The organism is Marinobacter litoralis, from assembly GCF_003336705.1.
Lineage (GTDB): Bacteria > Pseudomonadota > Gammaproteobacteria > Pseudomonadales > Oleiphilaceae > Marinobacter > Marinobacter litoralis.
On record NZ_QMDL01000003.1, the window covers coordinates 468,009 to 486,693 of the forward strand.

Consider the following 18,685-nt stretch of genomic DNA (forward strand, 5'->3'; position numbering starts at 1 on the left):
TCTATGGTGCTGTCCGATATTTCCATCAAGCGACCGGTGTTCGCCACCGTTCTCAGCCTGTTAATCGTTGTTTTTGGACTCTCGGCGCTGTTCGGCTTGCCGGTGCGGGAGTATCCGGACATTGACCCACCCGTGGTGTCGGTTTCAACCGAATACACCGGTGCTGCTGCCGAGGTAGTGGATAGCCAAATCACGCAGGTGATTGAAGGCAGCATCAGTGGAATTGAAGGTATTCGATCGATTGAATCCTCCACCGAGCAGGGCGAGTCTCGCACTAACATTGAATTCAACACCTCCCGAAACATTGATATTGCCGCTAACGATGTGCGGGATGCAGTGTCGCGCATCCTGAACCGCCTGCCAGATGAAGCTGACCCCCCTGTGGTCAGGAAGGCCGACTCCGACGCGCGACCCATGATGTGGGTAACTTTGACCAGCGACGTTTGGGACGCAGCCGAACTCAGCGATTTCGCCGACCGGGTACTGAGCGATCGCTTTTCAGTGCTGGACGGGGTCGCCGATGTACGTATTGGCGGCGAACGCCGTTACGCCATCCGGGTGTGGCTGGATCGGGAAAAGCTGGCGGCACGAAACATTACCGTCGCCGAAGTAGAGCAGGCGCTTCGCGCCAATAACGTGGAATTGCCGGCCGGGTCGGTGGATTCAGCCACCCGAAATTTCACCGTACGTGCGGAAGGCCGGTTATCCACAGTGGACGAGTTCCGTAATCTGGTGGTGCGCCGAGATGGCAACGATCTTTTGCGTTTGGGAGAAGTTGCCAACGTACACATGGGCGTGGAATCCGATGTCGGCCGGCTTCGGGCCAGTGGGCGGACGGCCATCGGCATGGGCATCATTCGCCAGTCGAAAGCGAATACGGTGGCTGTTTCCGACGCCGTGAAAGCCGAGTTGGAGTCGATTCGTGAAACCTTGCCTCCCGAGGTGACGATTGCCGAAAGCTATGACGAATCCATCTTCATCCGCGCCTCCATCAAAGAAGTGCTGATTACGCTGGCGATCTCTGTGTCGCTGGTGATATTGGTCATTTTCCTGTTTCTGCGCTCCTGGCGCGCCACCTTGATACCCGCGGTGACTATACCGGTTGCGGTTATTGGGGCCTTTATCGGTTTGGGTTTTCTGGGTTTCTCTATCAACGTGCTGACACTGCTGGCGGTGATTCTGGCGATTGGCCTCGTGGTGGACGATGCCATCGTGATGCTGGAAAACATCCAACGGCGCATTGATGAGGGCGAACCGCCGTTGCTGGCGGCCTACCACGGAGCCAAGCAGGTCGCCTTTGCGGTGATAGCCACCACGTTGACCTTGGTGGCGGTTTTCGTGCCGATTTCGTTTATGGGCGGCAACATCGGGCGGCTGTTTGCGGAATTCGGTTTTACCCTGGCGGCGGCGGTGATTGTGTCTAGTCTGGTGGCTCTTACGCTGGCCCCAATGTTGTGTTCCAAATGGCTCAGACACAGCCCCGAAACAGAAGAAGGGCATCGTCTGTGGGCATTCAGTGAAAAGGTATTGAATGGCCTGACCCGCGGCTACGAAAAAGCACTGAGGTTTTCCTTGAGCCAATCCGGCTTGTTGTTGGGGTTAGGGGTGGCCGGCCTGGTCATGGCTGCGGCGATCTATCCAAATCTTCCACAGGAATTGGCACCGACTGAAGATCGCGGTGTGATCATCATGCCGGTTGGAGCGCCGCGGGGTTCCACCGTGGAGTTTACCGATCATTTTGTTCAACAAGCTGAACAAGAGTTGCTCGAATACCTGGATGACGATACGGCAGAGCGCCTGTTATCGATCGTTGGTTTTCGTAACGAAGAAGACAATGCCTTCATGATCATGGGGCTGGCCCCCTGGGACCAAAGAACCGTGAAGCAGCAGGCGGTAACTTCGGATATACGACAAAAACTTGCAGACATTTCCGGCGTTCGTATCAATGTAATTAACCCGCCGGGCCTGGGTCAGCGCGGTTTCAGTCAGCCTGTGGAATTCGTGGTGGCAGGCCCGGATTACGCATCGGTACAAGCCTGGAGTGAAGAAATCGTTGAGCGGGCCAAGGAAAACCCGAACCTGTTGAACGTAGACAGCGACTTCGAGCTGACCCGCCCGGAATTGCGGGTCAATATCGACCGGGATCGGGCGGCGGATCTCGACATAACGGTAGAAGACGTTGGCCTGACGCTACAAACCATGCTCGCCTCGCGCCAAGTCACCACCTACATGGATCGCGGCCAGGAATACGATGTGATTGTTCAGGCGGACGATGCGCAACGCGCGACTCCGGATGATCTGGAGCAGATTTTTATGCGACCGAGGGCAGGGGGGCAGTTGATCCCGTTAAAAGCCTTGGTGTCTGTGGATGAAATTGGTGCTAACCCGGATCTCAAGCGCATTGACCGACTACCGGCAGTGGTCATCAGTGCCTCGCTGGCCGACGGCTACGACTTGGGCTCTGCGCTCAACTATCTGAACAATTTGGCTGTGGATAACTTGCCGCCGGAAGCGCGAGTGTCGTTTCGAGGCTTGTCCCGAGAGTTCGAGGAATCATCATCCGCCATCTTGGTCACCTTTGCCTTGGCGTTTGTGATTGTCTTTTTGGTGCTGGCGGCACAATTCGAAAGCTGGATTCATCCGTTGATCATCATGTTGTCTGTGCCCTTGGCTGTCACCGGCGCCTTGCTGGCGTTGGCTTGGTCGGGCATCAGCCTGAACATCTATAGTCAGATCGGCATCATCATGTTGCTAGGGTTGATGGCGAAGAACGGAATACTCATTGTTGAGTTTGCCAACCAGCTCCGGGACCAAGGGTACGAAGTCCGTGATGCCATTCTCGAAGGTGCCATTCTCCGTTTCCGGCCGGTGTTGATGACTACGATATCCACAGTCTTCGGTGCGGTGCCCTTAGTGATTGCAACCGGTGCCGGGGCGGAAAGTCGCGCTGCGATTGGTGTGGTGATTCTCGGGGGGCTGATCTTCGCGACCACGTTAACGCTGTTTATTATCCCGGTTCTGTATAACTTGTTGGCCCGATATGCAAAGTCCTCCAATGCTGTGGAAAAAGAGCTGGAGCGGCTGTCCGCGGGGCCGGTTGAGGATTCAGGCCAGCTTTGAGCCGCATAATCAATCGCGCCCGGCCCGTTACGACTACAGAGTTGTGGATAAATTGTTTGATAAGTTCGGGAAGATTTTTGGATATTAATGATAAAGTTGTTATTTATTAGTTGCTTAAGGTGTTTTTGAACAGCTTGTTTAGAGCATTTTTTCTGTGGATAAAAACTTTAAGAACTTGTCAGGAGCTGATCACAAACCACTGAAAATCCGTGGATTTCAGTTTTCCCGAGCAACCAAAAACATGACTCCATGTAATGTTTTTAGTTGCTCGCTCTTGAATGATTTGTGATTACCCGTAATCTGGTTAAAAATTGCACATTCTGACTGCAATCTCCTCGATGAAGCGGTATACTCCCGCACCTGATTTTATCCCCCGATTCCCGAGGTGTAGTGTGGATTTTCCGACCCGTTTCGATGTCATAGTCATTGGTGGTGGCCATGCCGGTACTGAAGCCGCTCTGGCGGCCGCGCGCATGGGTTCAGCAACCCTGTTGCTGACCCACAACATTGAAACCTTGGGGCAGATGTCCTGTAACCCGGCCATTGGCGGCATTGGTAAGAGCCATTTGGTAAAAGAAATCGACGCTCTGGGTGGCGCCATGGCCAGAGCCACCGACCAGTCCGGTATCCAATTTCGAGTATTGAATGCTCGAAAGGGCCCGGCGGTTCGTGCGACACGCGCTCAGGCAGACCGGATTCTGTACAAGGCGGCGATTCGCCACACGCTGGAAAATCAGCCCAACCTAACGCTGTTCCAGCAAGCCGCCGATGATCTGATTGTGGAAAACGATCAGGTGGTGGGCGTGGTTACCCAAACCGGTATCCGTTTTAACGCCAAAACCGTTGTACTCACCACCGGCACTTTCCTGGGTGGAGTTATCCACATCGGTATGCAGAACCATGCCGGTGGCCGCGCGGGCGATGCACCAGCCAATGCCTTGGCCAAGCGCCTGCGGGAACTGCCTTTCAATGTAGGCCGCCTGAAAACCGGTACGCCGCCGCGTATCGATGCGCGCACTGTGGATTTCTCGGTTATGCAGGAGCAGTGGGGCGATACCCCGGCACCGGTCATGTCATTTATTGGTAGCCGCGATGAGCATCCGGAGCAGATCTGTTGCTATGTAACCCGGACCACCGAAGAAACCCACGACATCATCCGCAGTGGCTTCGACCGCTCGCCCATGTTCGCGGGCAATATTGAAGGCGTAGGGCCCCGTTACTGTCCGTCGATTGAAGACAAGGTTAATCGCTTCGCCGACAAAGATTCGCACCAGATCTTTGTTGAGCCCGAAGGTTTGACCACCAACGAGCTATACCCCAACGGTATTTCCACCAGCTTGCCGTTCGATATTCAGCTCAAAGCCGTGCAATCCATTCCCGGCTTCGAAAACGCCCACATTCTGCGCCCGGGCTATGCCATCGAGTACGATTACCTGAACCCTCAGGATCTTCGCCACACGTTGGAAACCAAGTTTATCCAGGGTCTGTATTTTGCCGGTCAGATCAACGGCACCACCGGCTATGAAGAAGCCGGTGCGCAGGGGCTGTTGGCAGGTATCAACGCCTCATTGCGTGCCCAAGAGAAAGACGAATGGTATCCGCGCCGGGACGAAGCGTATCTGGGTGTATTGGTTGACGACCTGATCACCATGGGCACCAGTGAGCCCTACCGCATGTTCACCAGCCGTGCCGAATACCGCTTGATTCTGCGTGAAGACAACGCCGATCTGCGCTTAACCGAAACCGGTCGCAAGCTGGGTCTGGTGGATGACGAACGCTGGCAGAAATTCTGTGAAAAGAGCGAAGCCATCGTCAATGAGCGCCGTCGTTTGGAAGAAACCCGTATTCACCCGAACACCGAAGCCGGCGAACGCGCCAACGGTTTCCTCAAGCAGCCGATGACCCGTGATCAGTCACTGGCAGAGCTGCTGCGTCGCCCCGAAATCGTGTACCAGCACATTGCTGATATTGGCGGTGATCGCGCGGAAGACCCTGTCGTGGCCGAGCAAGTGGAAATCGAAGTGAAGTACGAAGGCTACATTTCCCGTCAGGCAGACGAAATCGAGCGCTTGCGTAAAAACGAGAACACCCGGTTGCCGGTAGACCTCGATTACGACGTGATCGGCGGTTTGTCCAACGAGATCAAACAAAAGCTGAAGGAAGTGCGCCCGGAAACGGTCGCTCAGGCTTCTCGCATCCAGGGTGTGACCCCGGCCGCGATCAGCCAGATCCTCGTTCACCTGAAAAAGCGGGACCTTCTCCGCAAGCAAAGCGCCTGATCCAGAACCTATGACTTATCCACAATGGCAAAGCCAGCTCCAAGACGGGCTGGCGGAGATGCAGCTTTCCTTGAGCGATGGCCAGCAACAACAGTTGCTGGCTTTTCTCGCTCTGCTGAACAAATGGAACAAGGCCTACAACCTGACTGCGGTTCGTGATGAACGGGTTATGGTGTCGCGCCAGCTACTGGACAGCCTGAGCATCATGCCTTGGGTAACGACTGAGCACCTGCTCGACGTAGGTGCCGGCGGCGGCATGCCCGGCATACCACTGGCCATTGCGTTTCCGGACAAACGCTTTACCCTTCTGGACAGCAACGGCAAGAAAACCCGGTTCCTGAACCAGTGTGTGTTGGAGTTGGGTTTAAAAAATGTGGATGTTATTCACGGCCGTGCCGAAGATTGCCAACCCGAGCAGCCGTTTCGCCAGATCAGCAGTCGGGCGTTTACCGCTTTAGAGAATCTGGTGACCTGGTGTGAACAACTTTTGGCGGAAGATGGTGAGTTCCTTGCTATGAAGGGGCTGTATCCGGATGATGAAGTGGCTGCCCTTCCAAGCCGTTGGCAGGTAGAATCCAACCATTCTCTAAAAGTGCCTGGTGCAGATGGTGAACGACATTTGTTGATCGTCACCCGGCATCCATCATCCCGGTAATCCGCAACAGCAGGAGGCAAAGCATGACGCGCGTGATTGCAGTGACCAATCAAAAAGGCGGTGTGGGTAAAACCACCACCTGCGTCAATCTTGCTGCTTCGCTGGTTGCTATCAAGCGCCGGGTATTGCTGGTCGATATGGATCCACAAGGTAACGCCACCATGGGCAGTGGTGTGGATAAAAATGCCCTAGAGCTGTCTGGCTACGATTTGCTGACCAAGCGGGCAACGGCTGCAGAAGTCATGGTGAAAACCGATCCGGCCGGTTTTGATTTGCTGCCGGGTAACGGTGACCTGACAGCCGCCGAAGTTGAGCTGATGAACGAGATTGGCCGTGAACACCGGCTGCGTTTAGCGTTGAGTGACGTGCGGGATAATTACGATTACATTCTGATTGATTGCCCGCCCTCCTTGAACCTGCTAACCGTGAACTCACTGTCTGCTGCCGATTCCGTGTTGATTCCCATGCAGTGTGAATACTATGCCCTGGAAGGGCTGGCGGCTTTGATGAACACCGTGGAACAGATTAAGGAAACCGTGAATCCTCAGCTGGAAATGGAAGGTATCCTTCGTACCATGTACGATCCGCGCAATAGCCTGACGCTCGATGTATCCGGCCAGCTACGGGAATATTTCGGCGATAAGGTCTATCGGGCGGTCATTCCCCGCAACGTGCGTTTGGCAGAAGCGCCAAGCTACGGCATGCCAGCACTGAATTACGACAAAGCGTCTAAAGGCGCTATTGCCTATCTGGCAATGGCCGGTGAGATGGTCCGTAGGCACGGAACAAAAAAGACATCCAGCGCCGTTGCGGTGTAACATAGTTCGCCGTCAGGCAACCATGCATCCATTATTTCACTAGGAAGAATGACTACTACCATGGCGGCGAAGAAGCGAGGCTTGGGCGAACGTGGTTTAGGAGCTCTGTTACAGGGTTCCAAAGTGAACCTCAATCAGGGCAGCGACAGCGCAAAACGCGACGGCGAGATGCAGGATATACCTGTTGATCTCATTCAGCGTGGGCGTTACCAGCCCCGGCGTGATATGGATCCCGCTGCGCTGCAGGAGTTGGCGGATTCCATTCGCCAACAGGGTGTCATGCAGCCGGTTGTTGTTCGCCCCATCGCCGATGGTCGCTATGAGCTGATTGCTGGCGAGCGTCGTTGGCGCGCCACTCAGTTGGCCGAGCTCGACAGCATCCCCGCCATCATCCGCGACGTACCGGATGAAGCCGCCATTGCCATGGCGCTGATTGAAAACATTCAGCGTGAAAACCTGAATCCTATAGAAGAAGCCTTTGCCCTGCAGCGCTTGCAAGACGAGTTTGGTCTGACTCAGGCGCAAGTAGCCGAAGCTGTGGGAAAGTCCCGTACCACCATTACCAACCTGCTTCGCTTGATCGGTTTAACCGAAGACGTACGTACCATGCTGGAGCACGGTGATCTCGAAATGGGGCATGGCCGGGCCATGCTGACGTTGCCGCCAGAACAGCAGATGCAAGTGGCGCGGCAAGTCGTGGCAAAATCTCTTTCGGTTCGTCAGACCGAAGCGTTGGTTCGCCGACTGCAGCAGGAATCCCCTGAAGAAAAGGGCGAAGAGAAGAAAGCGCTTGATCCCAACATTCGCGCCCTGCAAGACGACCTGTCTGAGCGTTTGGGTGCCCGTGTCTCTATTGCTCATGGCAAGCGCGGCAAGGGAAAACTGGTGATCGAGTACACGTCACTGGATGAGCTCGATGGAATCCTGGGCCATATTCGCTAACACCGGCAAATTTCGCGACATCGTACGAAAGGCCTAGTATGCATGCCAAACACCAGATGTGGTTATGCAATAGGTTGCAGACCACAACTTGTGTGAAATTGAAGCGTTGAACGCATTGCGCTGTTCAAAAAATACCCGAATTTTCCCGGCGACTCAGTTGAACAGCTACCGGTTAACACATATAATTCCGCGCGCTTGGAATGACAGTAGGTGATATGACCCGTTACAGGAAAGCCATCACGTACGTGCCGCTGGCAAAGTGGCTGACCATTGAGATGGCCACATTGATCATTCTTAGCTTGTTATGGTTAACCGAAAGTCGTTTGGCTGGTTATTCCGCATTTATCGGCGGTCTTATTTTTGTCATACCAAACGCGTATTTTGCCCATCGAACCTTTCGGTATCAGGGCGCCCGCCAAATTCATGTGGCGGTAGGGAATATGTTTAGGGCTGAGAGCATCAAGCTCGCCCTCACCGCGATATTTTTTGCGGCCGTTTTCACTTTAATGGAGCCAGTACATGTACCGGCTCTGTTATTCACTTTTGCTGTGATGGTTGTGTTGGGTACGGCATTACGCTGGCTCATCCGGCCGCAACCACAGCGATGACTGGACGAGAGCAGTATGGCAGCTGATACCCCAGTAGAGTATATAAAACACCACCTAACCAACCTTACCTATGGCAAGCTTCAACCATTGGAAAATGGTGAACCTTACGTTCGTGCTGACGGCTCGATCGTGGAGGAGGCAACCTGGACGTTCGCAAGAACGGCTCAGGAAGCAGCCGACATGGGTTTCATGGCGATCCACGTGGATACCCTGGGTTGGTCCCTCGCAATGGGCCTTCTATTCTTGGGCTTGTTCCGTTTTGCCGCCTCCCGGGTAACCGAAGGCGTGCCGAGCGGCTTACAAAACCTGGTAGAGGTGTGCTTCGAGTTTATTCAAGGGCTTGTTCGTGACGTATTCCACGGCAAAAACCCTCTGATTGCGCCCTTGGCACTGACGATTTTCGTCTGGATCTTCCTGATGAACCTTCTGAAGCTGATTCCTGTGGATTTCATTCCGTATGTGGCGCACGCCATGGGCTTGGAATACTTCAAGATCGTACCGACCACCGATCCGAACGCCACCTTTGGTATGTCGTTTGGCGTGTTCCTGCTGATCTTGTTCTACAGCTTCAAAGTGAAAGGCGTAGGTGGCTTCACCAAGGAACTGGCCTTTAACCCGTTCAACCATTGGTCCATGGTTCCGGTTAACCTGATGCTCGAGATTCTGGCTTTGATCATCAAGCCAATCAGTCTGGCACTGCGTTTGTTCGGTAACATGTACGCCGGTGAAGTTGTGTTTATCCTGATTGCCTTGTTGCCGTTGTGGGTTCAGTGGACGTTGAACGTACCCTGGGCTATTTTCCACATTCTGGTTATCCCGCTTCAGGCCTTTATTTTTACCGTGCTGACTGTGGTTTATCTCAGTGCAGCGCACGAAGATCACTGATTTACCCTTAAATACACAAACCCTTAACTATCTGAAAAAACTGAGGAGTTCTCAATGGAAATGGTATTTATCGCAGCTGCGTTGATCATCGGTCTGGGTGCTTTGGGCGCCGGTATCGGTTTCGGTCTGCTGGGCGGCAAACTGCTTGAATCTACTGCTCGTCAGCCAGAAATGGCTAACCAGCTGCAAACTAAAGCATTCATCATGGCGGGTCTGCTTGACGCCGTTCCCATGATCGGTGTTGGTATCGCGATGTACCTGATCTTCGTTGTTGCTGGTTAATAAGCCCGCGAATTGAGGGCGTTGGTGCAAGTCACCGCGCCCAATTTCCGGAAACCAGGACGCAACGAATAGCAAGAGGTATATTGCCGTGAATATAAACCTTACGTTGATAGGGCAATCAATTGCCTTCGCTATTTTCGTCTGGTTCTGCGTCAAGTTCGTATGGCCGCCGATCACGGCAGCCATGGAAGCGCGCCAGAAGAAAATTGCAGACGGCCTTTCCGCCGCAGACCGTGCATCACTGGACCTTGAGCTTGCTCAAGAGAAAGCTGCGAACGAACTGCGCACAGCGAAAGAAGAAGCTGCAGCCCTGATTGACCAAGCCAACAAGCGTGCCGCCCAGATCGTCGAAGCCTCCAAGGACGACGCTCGCAAAGAAGGCGAAAAGCTTATTGAACAGGCAAGGGCAGAAATTCAACAGGAGCGTGTTCAGGCTCGCGACGCACTGAGAAATGAAGTAGCAGCTTTGGCTGTTGCCGGTGCCGAGAAGATTCTGGAAACCTCTGTCGACGGCAAAGCTCACAGCGAGATGCTGGAAAAGCTGGCCGCAGAACTCTAATAGAGGGTCATCATGGCAGAACTGACTACGTTAGCCCGACCCTACGCGAAAGCCGTTTTTAAAGCCGCGCAGGACCAGAACGCCGTTGATCAGTGGGATCAGGCTCTGTCTTTCGCAGCTCAGGTTGCGGCTGACCAAGAGGTAGTGAACATCCTGGCCAATCCTGGCCTGTCTGAGCAACGCAAGGCGGAACTCTTCGCAGATTGTTTTGAAGAGCCGCTGCCTGAAGCACTCAGAAACTTCCTGTTGATTCTTGCTGAAAACAAGCGTCTGGCCCTGTTGCCAGAAGTTTCTGCGTTATTCGCCCTGTATCGTGCAGATCTTGAGCGATCCGTTAAGCTGACAATCGATACCGCATTCGAACTGTCGGGCGACGAGCAGCAGAAACTGATCGACGCATTGTCCAGAAAGCTGGAGCGCAAGGTTGAGCTTGAAACCGCAGTGGATCAGTCTCTGATCGGCGGCGTGGTAGTACGCTCAGGCGACCTGGTTATCGACGCTTCAGTCCGTGGCAAGCTGGCCAAAATGGCCAAGGCTCTGGGCTCCTGATTTCAGCACAAGGTTTGAGGACAAAGGCATGCAGCAACTGAATCCATCCGAGATCAGTGACATCATCAAGAAGAGAATCGAGAAGCTCGATATCTCTTCCGAAGCAAAGAACGAAGGTACGATCCTTTCCGTTTCTGACGGTATCGTACTGATTCACGGTCTGGCCGACGTTATGTACGGCGAGATGATTGAATTTGCCAACGGCACATACGGCATGGCGCTGAACCTTGAGCGTGATTCTGTTGGTGCGGTTGTTCTGGGCGACTACGAAGATCTGGCCGAAGGTCAGAAAGTTCGTTGTACCGGTCGTATCCTGGAAGTACCTGTTGGTAACGAACTGCTGGGCCGTGTAGTAGACGGTCTGGGTAACCCGATCGATGGCAAGGGCGAGCTGGGCAACACTCAGACGTCTCCTGTTGAGAAGGTTGCACCGGGCGTTATCGCTCGTCAGTCCGTTGACGAGCCGGTTCAGACTGGTCTGAAAGCGATCGACACCATGGTTCCAATCGGCCGTGGTCAGCGTGAGCTGATCATCGGTGACCGTCAGATCGGTAAGACCGCTGTTGCGATCGACGCGATCATCAACCAGAAGAACACTGGCATTAAGTGTATCTACGTTGCGGTTGGTCAGAAGCAGTCATCCATCGCTGCGGTTGTGCGTAAGCTCGAAGAGCACGGCGCTATGGACCACACCATCATCGTTGCCGCTGGTGCAGCCGATCCTGCAGCTATGCAGTTCTTGGCTCCATACTCCGGTACTTCAATGGGTGAATTCTTCCGCGACCGCGGTGAAGACGCTCTGATCGTATACGATGATCTGTCCAAGCAAGCTGTTGCTTACCGTCAGATTTCCCTGTTGCTGCGTCGTCCACCAGGACGTGAAGCATACCCGGGTGACGTTTTCTACCTGCACTCCCGTCTGCTGGAGCGTGCTTCTCGCATCAACGCTGAAGAAGTTGAAAAGCTGACCAACGGCGAAGTGAAAGGTAAGACCGGTTCCTTGACCGCGCTGCCAATCATCGAAACCCAGGCTGGTGACGTTTCTGCGTTCGTTCCGACCAACGTGATCTCCATCACCGACGGTCAGATCTTCCTGGAAACCAACCTGTTTAACTCCGGTATCCGTCCTGCGATGAACGCAGGTATCTCGGTATCGCGGGTAGGTGGTGCAGCTCAGACCAAGATCATGAAGAAGCTTGGCGGTAGCATCCGTCTGGCTCTGGCTCAGTACCGTGAACTGGCAGCATTTGCTCAGTTCGCTTCTGATCTTGACGAAGCGACCCGTAAGCAGCTTGAGCATGGTCAGCGCGTAACCGAGCTGATGAAGCAGAACCAGTACAGCCCGATGACTGTGGCTGAAATGGGTACTGTGCTGTTCGCAGCGAACGAAGGCTTCCTTGACGATGTTGACGTAGACAAGGTTGTGAACTTTGAAGCACAACTTCTGGACTGGATGCGTGCCGAGCAGAAAGAATTGCTCGACCAAATCGGTCCTGATGGTAAGTTCAACGACGACATCGCTGCCGGCCTGAAAGCTGCTCTGGAGAAATTCAAGACCACTCAGAGCTGGTAAATCCATTGGGCCCGCAGATAAGCGGGCCTGCTGGTCCCTTTGAGTGTCTAACTTGAAAAGGCAGTGACTTATGGCCGTCGGAAAAGAAATACGTAACCAGATCGGAAGCATCAAGAGCACGCAGAAGATCACTTCCGCCATGGAAATGGTGGCGGCAAGTAAAATGCGTAAAGCTCAAGACCGTATGCAGGCGACTCGCCCGTATGCGGAAAAGATGCGTCAGGTAATCGGACATATTGCCAAGTCCAATAAAGATTACCGTCATCCGTTCATGCAAGAGCGTGAGGTCAAGCGGGTAGGCTACATTGTAGTTTCCTCAGACCGTGGCCTGTGTGGTGGCTTGAACACGAACGCGTTCAAACTGCTCGTGCGCGAAATGCGTGAATGGAAAGAAAAAGGTATTGAGACCGATATCTGTGCCATCGGCCAGAAAGCCGCCTCCTTTTTCCGCAGCTACGGCGGAAATGTGGTGGCAGCTCTGACCCACATGGGTGATAGCCCAAGTGCGGAACAGCTGATTGGCAGCGTTAAGGTAATGCTGAATGCGTTCGAGGAAGGCAAGATTGATCGCCTGTTCCTGATCAGCAACGAATTCGTGAACACCATGACGCAAAGCCCGAAGTCAGAGCAGCTTCTGCCTCTGCCGGAAGGTTCAGGTGACGACATCGGTCGCCAGTGGGATTACATCTACGAGCCGGACTCACGTCCGATTCTTGACGGGTTGATGCCACGTTATATCGAATCCCAGGTGTATCAGGGTGTGGTAGAGAATCTGGCCTGTGAACAGGCCGCCCGGATGATCGCTATGAAGAGCGCAACTGACAACGCTGGTGGCATCATTGATGAGCTCCAGTTGGCCTATAACAAGGCCCGTCAGGCAGCGATCACACAAGAGATTTCGGAGATCGTGAGCGGCGCAGCATCTGTTTGATCGCGCTCACTAACCTACTGGTTTTATTGACTACTAGATAACGAGGAACCGAGCATGAGTAGCGGACACATCGTTCAGATCATTGGCGCGGTTATCGACGTGGAATTCCCACGTGACTCCGTGCCACGCGTTTACGACGCACTGCTGCTTGAAGGTGGCGAAACAACACTGGAAGTCCAGCAGCAGCTGGGTGACGGTATTGTACGTACCATCGCAATGGGCAGCACCGAAGGCCTGAAACGTGGCCTTAAAGCAGAAAACACCGGCAAGCCGATTTCTGTACCTGTTGGTACAAAAACTCTGGGCCGGATTATGGATGTTCTGGGTCGTCCTATCGACGAACAGGGTCCGATCGGTGAAGAAGAGCGTTGGGGCATTCACCGTAAAGCACCGGGTTATGCTGACCAGTCAGCCTCTGCCGACCTGCTGGAAACAGGCATCAAGGTTATCGACCTGATCTGCCCGTTCGCCAAGGGTGGTAAAGTTGGTCTGTTTGGTGGTGCCGGTGTTGGTAAGACCGTTAACATGATGGAACTGATCAACAACATCGCGAAAGAGCACTCCGGTCTCTCCGTATTCGCAGGTGTTGGTGAGCGGACTCGTGAAGGTAACGACTTCTACTACGAAATGAAGGACTCTAACGTTCTTGATAAAGTAGCGATGGTCTACGGCCAGATGAACGAGCCCCCAGGAAACCGTCTGCGTGTAGCACTGACCGGCCTGACTATGGCTGAGAAGTTCCGTGACGAAGGCCGTGACGTACTGTTGTTCGTAGACAACATCTACCGTTACACCTTGGCCGGTACTGAGGTATCTGCACTGCTGGGCCGTATGCCTTCAGCGGTAGGTTACCAGCCGACTCTGGCCCAGGAAATGGGTGAGCTGCAGGAGCGTATTACCTCCACTAAAGATGGTTCTATCACTTCTATCCAAGCGGTATACGTACCTGCGGATGACCTGACTGACCCATCCCCAGCCACCACCTTCTCGCACCTTGACGCGACCGTGGTACTGAGCCGTGACATCGCTTCCAAGGGTATCTACCCTGCGATCGACCCGCTTGACTCCACGTCCCGTCAGTTGGATCCGCTGGTGATTGGTGAGCAGCACTACAACGTTGCTCGTGGTGTTCAGAACGTTCTTCAGCGTTACAAAGAACTGAAAGACATCATCGCCATCCTGGGTATGGACGAGCTGTCAGAAGACGACAAGCTAATCGTATCCCGCGCGCGTAAGATTGAGCGTTTCCTGTCTCAGCCTTTCCACGTTGCTGAAGTATTCACCGGTTCCCCCGGTAAGTACGTGTCTCTGAAAGAGACCATCGCCAGCTTCGAAGGAATTCTTAACGGCGACTACGATGACATGCCAGAGCAGGCGTTCTACATGTGCGGCGGCATCGAAGAAGCAATTGAGAAAGCTAAGGCAATGAAGGCGAAGGAAGGTAAGTAACACCTTTCTTCACTTTCAGACGCAAGAGGCGTAAGAAATGGCTATGACCGTACATTGTGACGTCGTAAGTGCCGAAGAGAAAATCTACTCTGGTCTGGTGGAGATGTTAATCGCCACCGGTACCGAGGGTGAGCTTGGTATTCAGTTTGGCCATGCTCCGCTACTGTCTGCGCTCAAGCCGGGCGCAGTGCGGATCATCAAACAGGGTGGCGCCGAGGAAATTCTGTACGTATCCGGTGGGTACATCGAAGTACAGCCTAACCTCGTAACCCTGATGGCCGACTCTGCAGTTCGTGCAAAAGATGTAGACGAAGCTGCAGCTCTGGAAGCCCAGAAGGAAGCCGAGAAGGCACTGGCAAACAAATCAGGCGAGTTTGAATACTCCCGGGCCGCAGCAGAGCTGGCAGAAGCCGCTGCTCAGCTGCGCACTATCCAGAAACTGCGCAAGAACCTGCGATAAGCAGTGCTTGCGTCAGTGCCCGGACAGGCCTGACAGTGAACCGCATCCGCAGGTGGCGGCCGCTGGTATTCCGAAAGGAAACCGGAGGCCTTGCATCGGGGTGCGGTTTTTTATTATGAGATGACCAACGAATTTGGAGTTGTTCGCCCCATGAATCCGTTACACGTTGTTATTCTGGCCGCCGGTCAGGGTTCAAGGATGAAGTCCGCACTGCCGAAGGTATTACACCCGGTAGCCGGCAAACCCATGTTGCATCACGTGGTTGAAACCGCGAAGCAGCTGGGTGCAGAAAAAATACACACGGTAATCGGTCATGGCGCAGACCAAGTGCGGGCATCCCTGCAGGACGACAGCGTCAACTGGGTACTGCAAACCGAGCAACTGGGTACCGGCCATGCCGTTGCCCAAGCATTGCCGGACTTACCGGATAACGCCCGGGTGCTGGTGTTGTATGGCGACGTACCGCTGACCAGTAAAGATACCCTTCAAGGCATGGTGGAACAGCTCGATGAAGAGCGGCTGGCATTGCTTACCGTCGATCTGGACAACCCGCAGGGTTACGGTCGCATAGTGCGCAGTGCCGAAGGTCAGGTGCAGGCCATTGTCGAACAGAAAGACGCTACCGCAGAACAGCAGGCCATCAAAGAAGTAAACACGGGCATTTTGGCGGTTTCTGCCAAGCACCTGAAGAGCTGGCTACCCACGCTTTCTAACAGCAATGCTCAGGGCGAATACTACCTCACGGACATCATTGCCATGTCCGTCGAACACAGCTTAACGGTTGCGGTGTCCCAGCCTCAGACGGCGTTTGAAGTGCAGGGCGTGAATAACCGCCTGCAACTGGCCGAACTGGAGCGTTGGTACCAACTCCAGCAAGCAGAGCGGTTGATGACTGAAGGCGCTACTCTGGCCGATCCTGCCCGTATTGATGTGCGCGGTGAGCTCACCATCGGCAACGATCTGTGGATTGATGTTAACGTGGTGTTCGAAGGCAAGGTGAGCCTTGGTAGCAATGTCAGCATTGGCCCGGGTTGTGTCATTAAAGATGCCACCATTGCCGACGGCGCCGAGATTAAAGCCCACAGCGTGATCGAAGGCGCGGTGGTCGGAGCGAATGCTCAAATAGGCCCCTTTGCACGATTGCGCCCCGGCACCGAGTTGTCGGCCAATACCAAGGTGGGCAATTTTGTGGAAACTAAGAAAGCCATCGTGGGTGAGGGCAGTAAGATTAATCACCTCAGTTACGTAGGCGATGCCTCTCTTGGCCGTAATGTAAATGTGGGTGCAGGCACGATCACCTGCAACTATGATGGCGTCAATAAGTTCCGTACCGAACTGGGTGATGGCGTTTTTGTTGGCTCCAACACTTCCTTGGTGGCCCCCGTGAAAGTCGAAGGTGGGGCAACCATCGGCGCGGGCTCAACCATTACCCGCGATGTTGCCGAGAACGACTTGGCAGTGGCTCGCGGTAAGCAGCGGAATATTTCAGGCTGGGAACGGCCTAAAAAAGCGTAAAGACCGATTAACGAACAGGTGATAGCAGCATGTGTGGGATTGTAGGAGCGGTATCTGAACGGGATGTCCAGGGGATTTTGCTGGAGGGCCTGCGCCGACTTGAGTATCGGGGTTACGACTCCGCAGGTATGGCCGTTGTGGGTTCCGAGTCCCAGATACAGCGCGCCCGCGAAGTCGGTAAGGTCGCTGCACTGGCTGATGCGATCGAAGCCAACCCCGTTGCGGGCCACATGGGCATTGCCCACACTCGCTGGGCCACTCACGGTGAACCGTCACAGCAGAACGCACACCCGCACATGTCCGGTGACCGTTTGGCCATCGTTCACAACGGTATTATCGAAAACTATCAGGAACTGCGCGACGAACTTAAAGCCGAAGGCTACGAGTTCACCTCCCAGACCGACACCGAAGTGGTTGCTCACCTGATCAACAAGCACTATCAGGCCGACAAAAACCTGTACAAAGCGGTCAAAACAGCGATGACTCGCCTGCGCGGTGCCTACGCGCTGGCCGTTGTACACTCGGATGAGCCCGACCACATGGTGGTGTCTCGTGAAGGCAGCCCACTGGTGGTGGGTGTCGGAATTGGCGAGAACTTTATTGCCTCCGACCAGCTGGCTCTGTTGCCGGTTACCGACCGTTTCATGTTCCTGGAAGAAGGCGACATCGCCGACATCCGCAAGGACAAGATTGCCATCGAAGACCGCGACGGCAATGCCGTTGAACGCAGCATCACCCGCTTCGAGCATGCCTCAGATTCGGCCGATAAAGGCGAATACCGCCATTACATGCTGAAAGAAATCTACGAGCAGCCGAAAGTGGTGAAAGCCACGATGACTGGCCGCATCACCGACAGCCGCGTTCTGGAACAGGCCTTGGGCACCGACGCCGCCAAACTGCTGGAGAACGTGCGCCACGTTCAGATCATTGCCTGCGGTACCTCGTACCACGCCGGTATGGTAGCGCGTTACTGGATTGAAGAACTGGCCGGTGTGCCGTGTTCAGTTGAGGTGGCCTCTGAGTTCCGTTACCGCAAGCACGTGATTCAGCAGGACACCCTGTTCCTGTGCATTTCCCAGTCTGGCGAAACGGCCGACACCCTTGCCGCCTTGCGTCAGGCCAAGAAGGCCGGTTTCCGTGCCGCACTGGCTATTTGTAACGTACCGGGAAGCTCTTTGGTACGTGAATCCGACTTGGTGATCATGACCCAAGCCGGCCCGGAAATTGGTGTGGCCTCCACCAAAGCCTTCACCACCCAGCTGGTCGCCTTGTTGCTGTTCTCTGTAGCTTTGGCACGCCACAACGGCCTGAGCGAAGAGAAAGAAGCGGAAATCGTTAAAGCCTTGCACCTGGTGCCCGGCCAAGTGAGCGACGTTCTGGCATTGGACGGTGAAATCGAAAATATGTCCAAAGCCTTTATGGACAAGAACCACAGCTTGTTCCTGGGCCGTGGCTCACAGTATCCGGTGGCGATGGAAGGAGCCCTGAAGCTGAAGGAAATCTCCTACATCCACGCCGAAGCCTACCCGGCCGGTGAGCTGAAGCACGGGCCGTTGGCGCTGGTGGACAGCGAGATGCCGGTTGTCACTGTTGCTCCCAACAACGATCTGGTTGAAAAACTCAAATCCAACCTGGAAGAAGTCCGTGCCCGGGGCGGCGAACTGTTCGTGTTTGCCGACAAAGCCGCTGGCGTGAAAGCCGAGCCGGGTATTCACGTGATGCAGCTGCCTTCGGTCCACGAAATCACTGCACCGATTGTCTACACCGTGCCTCTGCAGCTGTTGTCGTACCATGTCGCGGTCCTGAAAGGCACCGATGTAGACCAGCCTCGCAACCTCGCCAAGAGCGTGACGGTCGAATAATCGACCGGCCACGCCGACAGGTCTTTCAGTTACGGCCGGCTAACGGCCGTAGCGCTCCCGATCAATGGTTCAAGGTTTTAGCTGTTATCTTATAACAATTTAAATGTTATGTTATAACATATTTTTTATGTGGCTTATTGAAAGCAGCTGTCCTGTACTTATCCACACACCTTGATTACAACAGAGAGCGACGACTCC

General features: G+C 54.3%; 16 protein-coding genes. All 16 read left to right on the plus strand.

The window, feature by feature from the left end:
* Window positions 1–3: 3 nt before the first annotated feature.
* The 16 genes from DOQ08_RS11830 (at window position 4) to glmS (ending at window position 18,487) form a co-directional block, all read left to right on the plus strand.
* Window positions 4–3,120: an efflux RND transporter permease subunit gene (locus DOQ08_RS11830; RefSeq protein ID WP_114335124.1), complete on the plus strand. Its 3,117-nt coding sequence runs from the start codon at window positions 4–6 to the stop codon at window positions 3,118–3,120.
* A 392-nt stretch (window positions 3,121–3,512) separates the two neighbouring features.
* The gene (gene mnmG / locus DOQ08_RS11835) at window positions 3,513–5,399 is read left to right on the plus strand and encodes a tRNA uridine-5-carboxymethylaminomethyl(34) synthesis enzyme MnmG (RefSeq protein ID WP_114335125.1); all 1,887 of its coding nucleotides are present in this window, start codon (window positions 3,513–3,515) and stop codon (window positions 5,397–5,399) included.
* 10 nt (window positions 5,400–5,409) lie between these two features.
* A complete protein-coding gene (gene rsmG / locus DOQ08_RS11840) occupies window positions 5,410–6,054 on the plus strand; it encodes a 16S rRNA (guanine(527)-N(7))-methyltransferase RsmG (protein WP_114335127.1) in 645 nt (214 codons plus the stop codon).
* Between the two features lie 23 nt (window positions 6,055–6,077).
* Complete coding sequence (locus DOQ08_RS11845; RefSeq protein WP_114335128.1) at window positions 6,078–6,872, plus strand: ParA family protein; 795 nt, start codon at window positions 6,078–6,080, stop codon at window positions 6,870–6,872.
* Between the two features lie 60 nt (window positions 6,873–6,932).
* On the plus strand, window positions 6,933–7,814 hold the full coding sequence (locus tag DOQ08_RS11850) for a ParB/RepB/Spo0J family partition protein (protein ID WP_114335130.1): 882 nt from the start codon (window positions 6,933–6,935) through the stop codon (window positions 7,812–7,814).
* Window positions 7,815–8,029: 215 nt separating this feature from the next.
* Window positions 8,030–8,422: an ATP synthase subunit I gene (locus DOQ08_RS11855; protein ID WP_227537632.1), complete on the plus strand. Its 393-nt coding sequence runs from the start codon at window positions 8,030–8,032 to the stop codon at window positions 8,420–8,422.
* 15 nt (window positions 8,423–8,437) lie between these two features.
* On the plus strand, window positions 8,438–9,307 hold the full coding sequence (atpB, locus tag DOQ08_RS11860; protein WP_114335132.1) for a F0F1 ATP synthase subunit A: 870 nt from the start codon (window positions 8,438–8,440) through the stop codon (window positions 9,305–9,307).
* A gap of 54 nt (window positions 9,308–9,361) precedes the next feature.
* Window positions 9,362–9,589, plus strand: coding sequence for a F0F1 ATP synthase subunit C (gene atpE / locus DOQ08_RS11865; RefSeq protein WP_014423137.1), 228 nt, complete (start codon window positions 9,362–9,364; stop codon window positions 9,587–9,589).
* Between the two features lie 88 nt (window positions 9,590–9,677).
* Window positions 9,678–10,148: a F0F1 ATP synthase subunit B gene (locus tag DOQ08_RS11870; RefSeq protein WP_114335134.1), complete on the plus strand. Its 471-nt coding sequence runs from the start codon at window positions 9,678–9,680 to the stop codon at window positions 10,146–10,148.
* A gap of 12 nt (window positions 10,149–10,160) precedes the next feature.
* Window positions 10,161–10,697 (plus strand): F0F1 ATP synthase subunit delta, encoded by a 537-nt coding sequence (locus DOQ08_RS11875; RefSeq protein ID WP_114335136.1) that lies wholly within the window; start codon window positions 10,161–10,163, stop codon window positions 10,695–10,697.
* Between the two features lie 28 nt (window positions 10,698–10,725).
* On the plus strand, window positions 10,726–12,270 hold the full coding sequence (gene atpA, locus DOQ08_RS11880) for a F0F1 ATP synthase subunit alpha (protein WP_114335137.1): 1,545 nt from the start codon (window positions 10,726–10,728) through the stop codon (window positions 12,268–12,270).
* Between the two features lie 70 nt (window positions 12,271–12,340).
* Window positions 12,341–13,201, plus strand: coding sequence for a F0F1 ATP synthase subunit gamma (gene atpG / locus DOQ08_RS11885; protein ID WP_114335139.1), 861 nt, complete (start codon window positions 12,341–12,343; stop codon window positions 13,199–13,201).
* A gap of 54 nt (window positions 13,202–13,255) precedes the next feature.
* Window positions 13,256–14,650 (plus strand): F0F1 ATP synthase subunit beta, encoded by a 1,395-nt coding sequence (atpD, locus tag DOQ08_RS11890; RefSeq protein ID WP_114335141.1) that lies wholly within the window; start codon window positions 13,256–13,258, stop codon window positions 14,648–14,650.
* Between the two features lie 37 nt (window positions 14,651–14,687).
* The gene (locus DOQ08_RS11895) at window positions 14,688–15,110 is read left to right on the plus strand and encodes a F0F1 ATP synthase subunit epsilon (protein WP_114335143.1); all 423 of its coding nucleotides are present in this window, start codon (window positions 14,688–14,690) and stop codon (window positions 15,108–15,110) included.
* 150 nt (window positions 15,111–15,260) lie between these two features.
* Entirely contained in the window at window positions 15,261–16,625 is a 1,365-nt protein-coding gene (gene glmU, locus DOQ08_RS11900; protein ID WP_114335499.1) for a bifunctional UDP-N-acetylglucosamine diphosphorylase/glucosamine-1-phosphate N-acetyltransferase GlmU, read from the plus strand.
* 29 nt (window positions 16,626–16,654) lie between these two features.
* Window positions 16,655–18,487 (plus strand): glutamine--fructose-6-phosphate transaminase (isomerizing), encoded by a 1,833-nt coding sequence (gene glmS / locus DOQ08_RS11905; RefSeq protein WP_114335145.1) that lies wholly within the window; start codon window positions 16,655–16,657, stop codon window positions 18,485–18,487.
* Window positions 18,488–18,685: the final 198 nt, after the last annotated feature.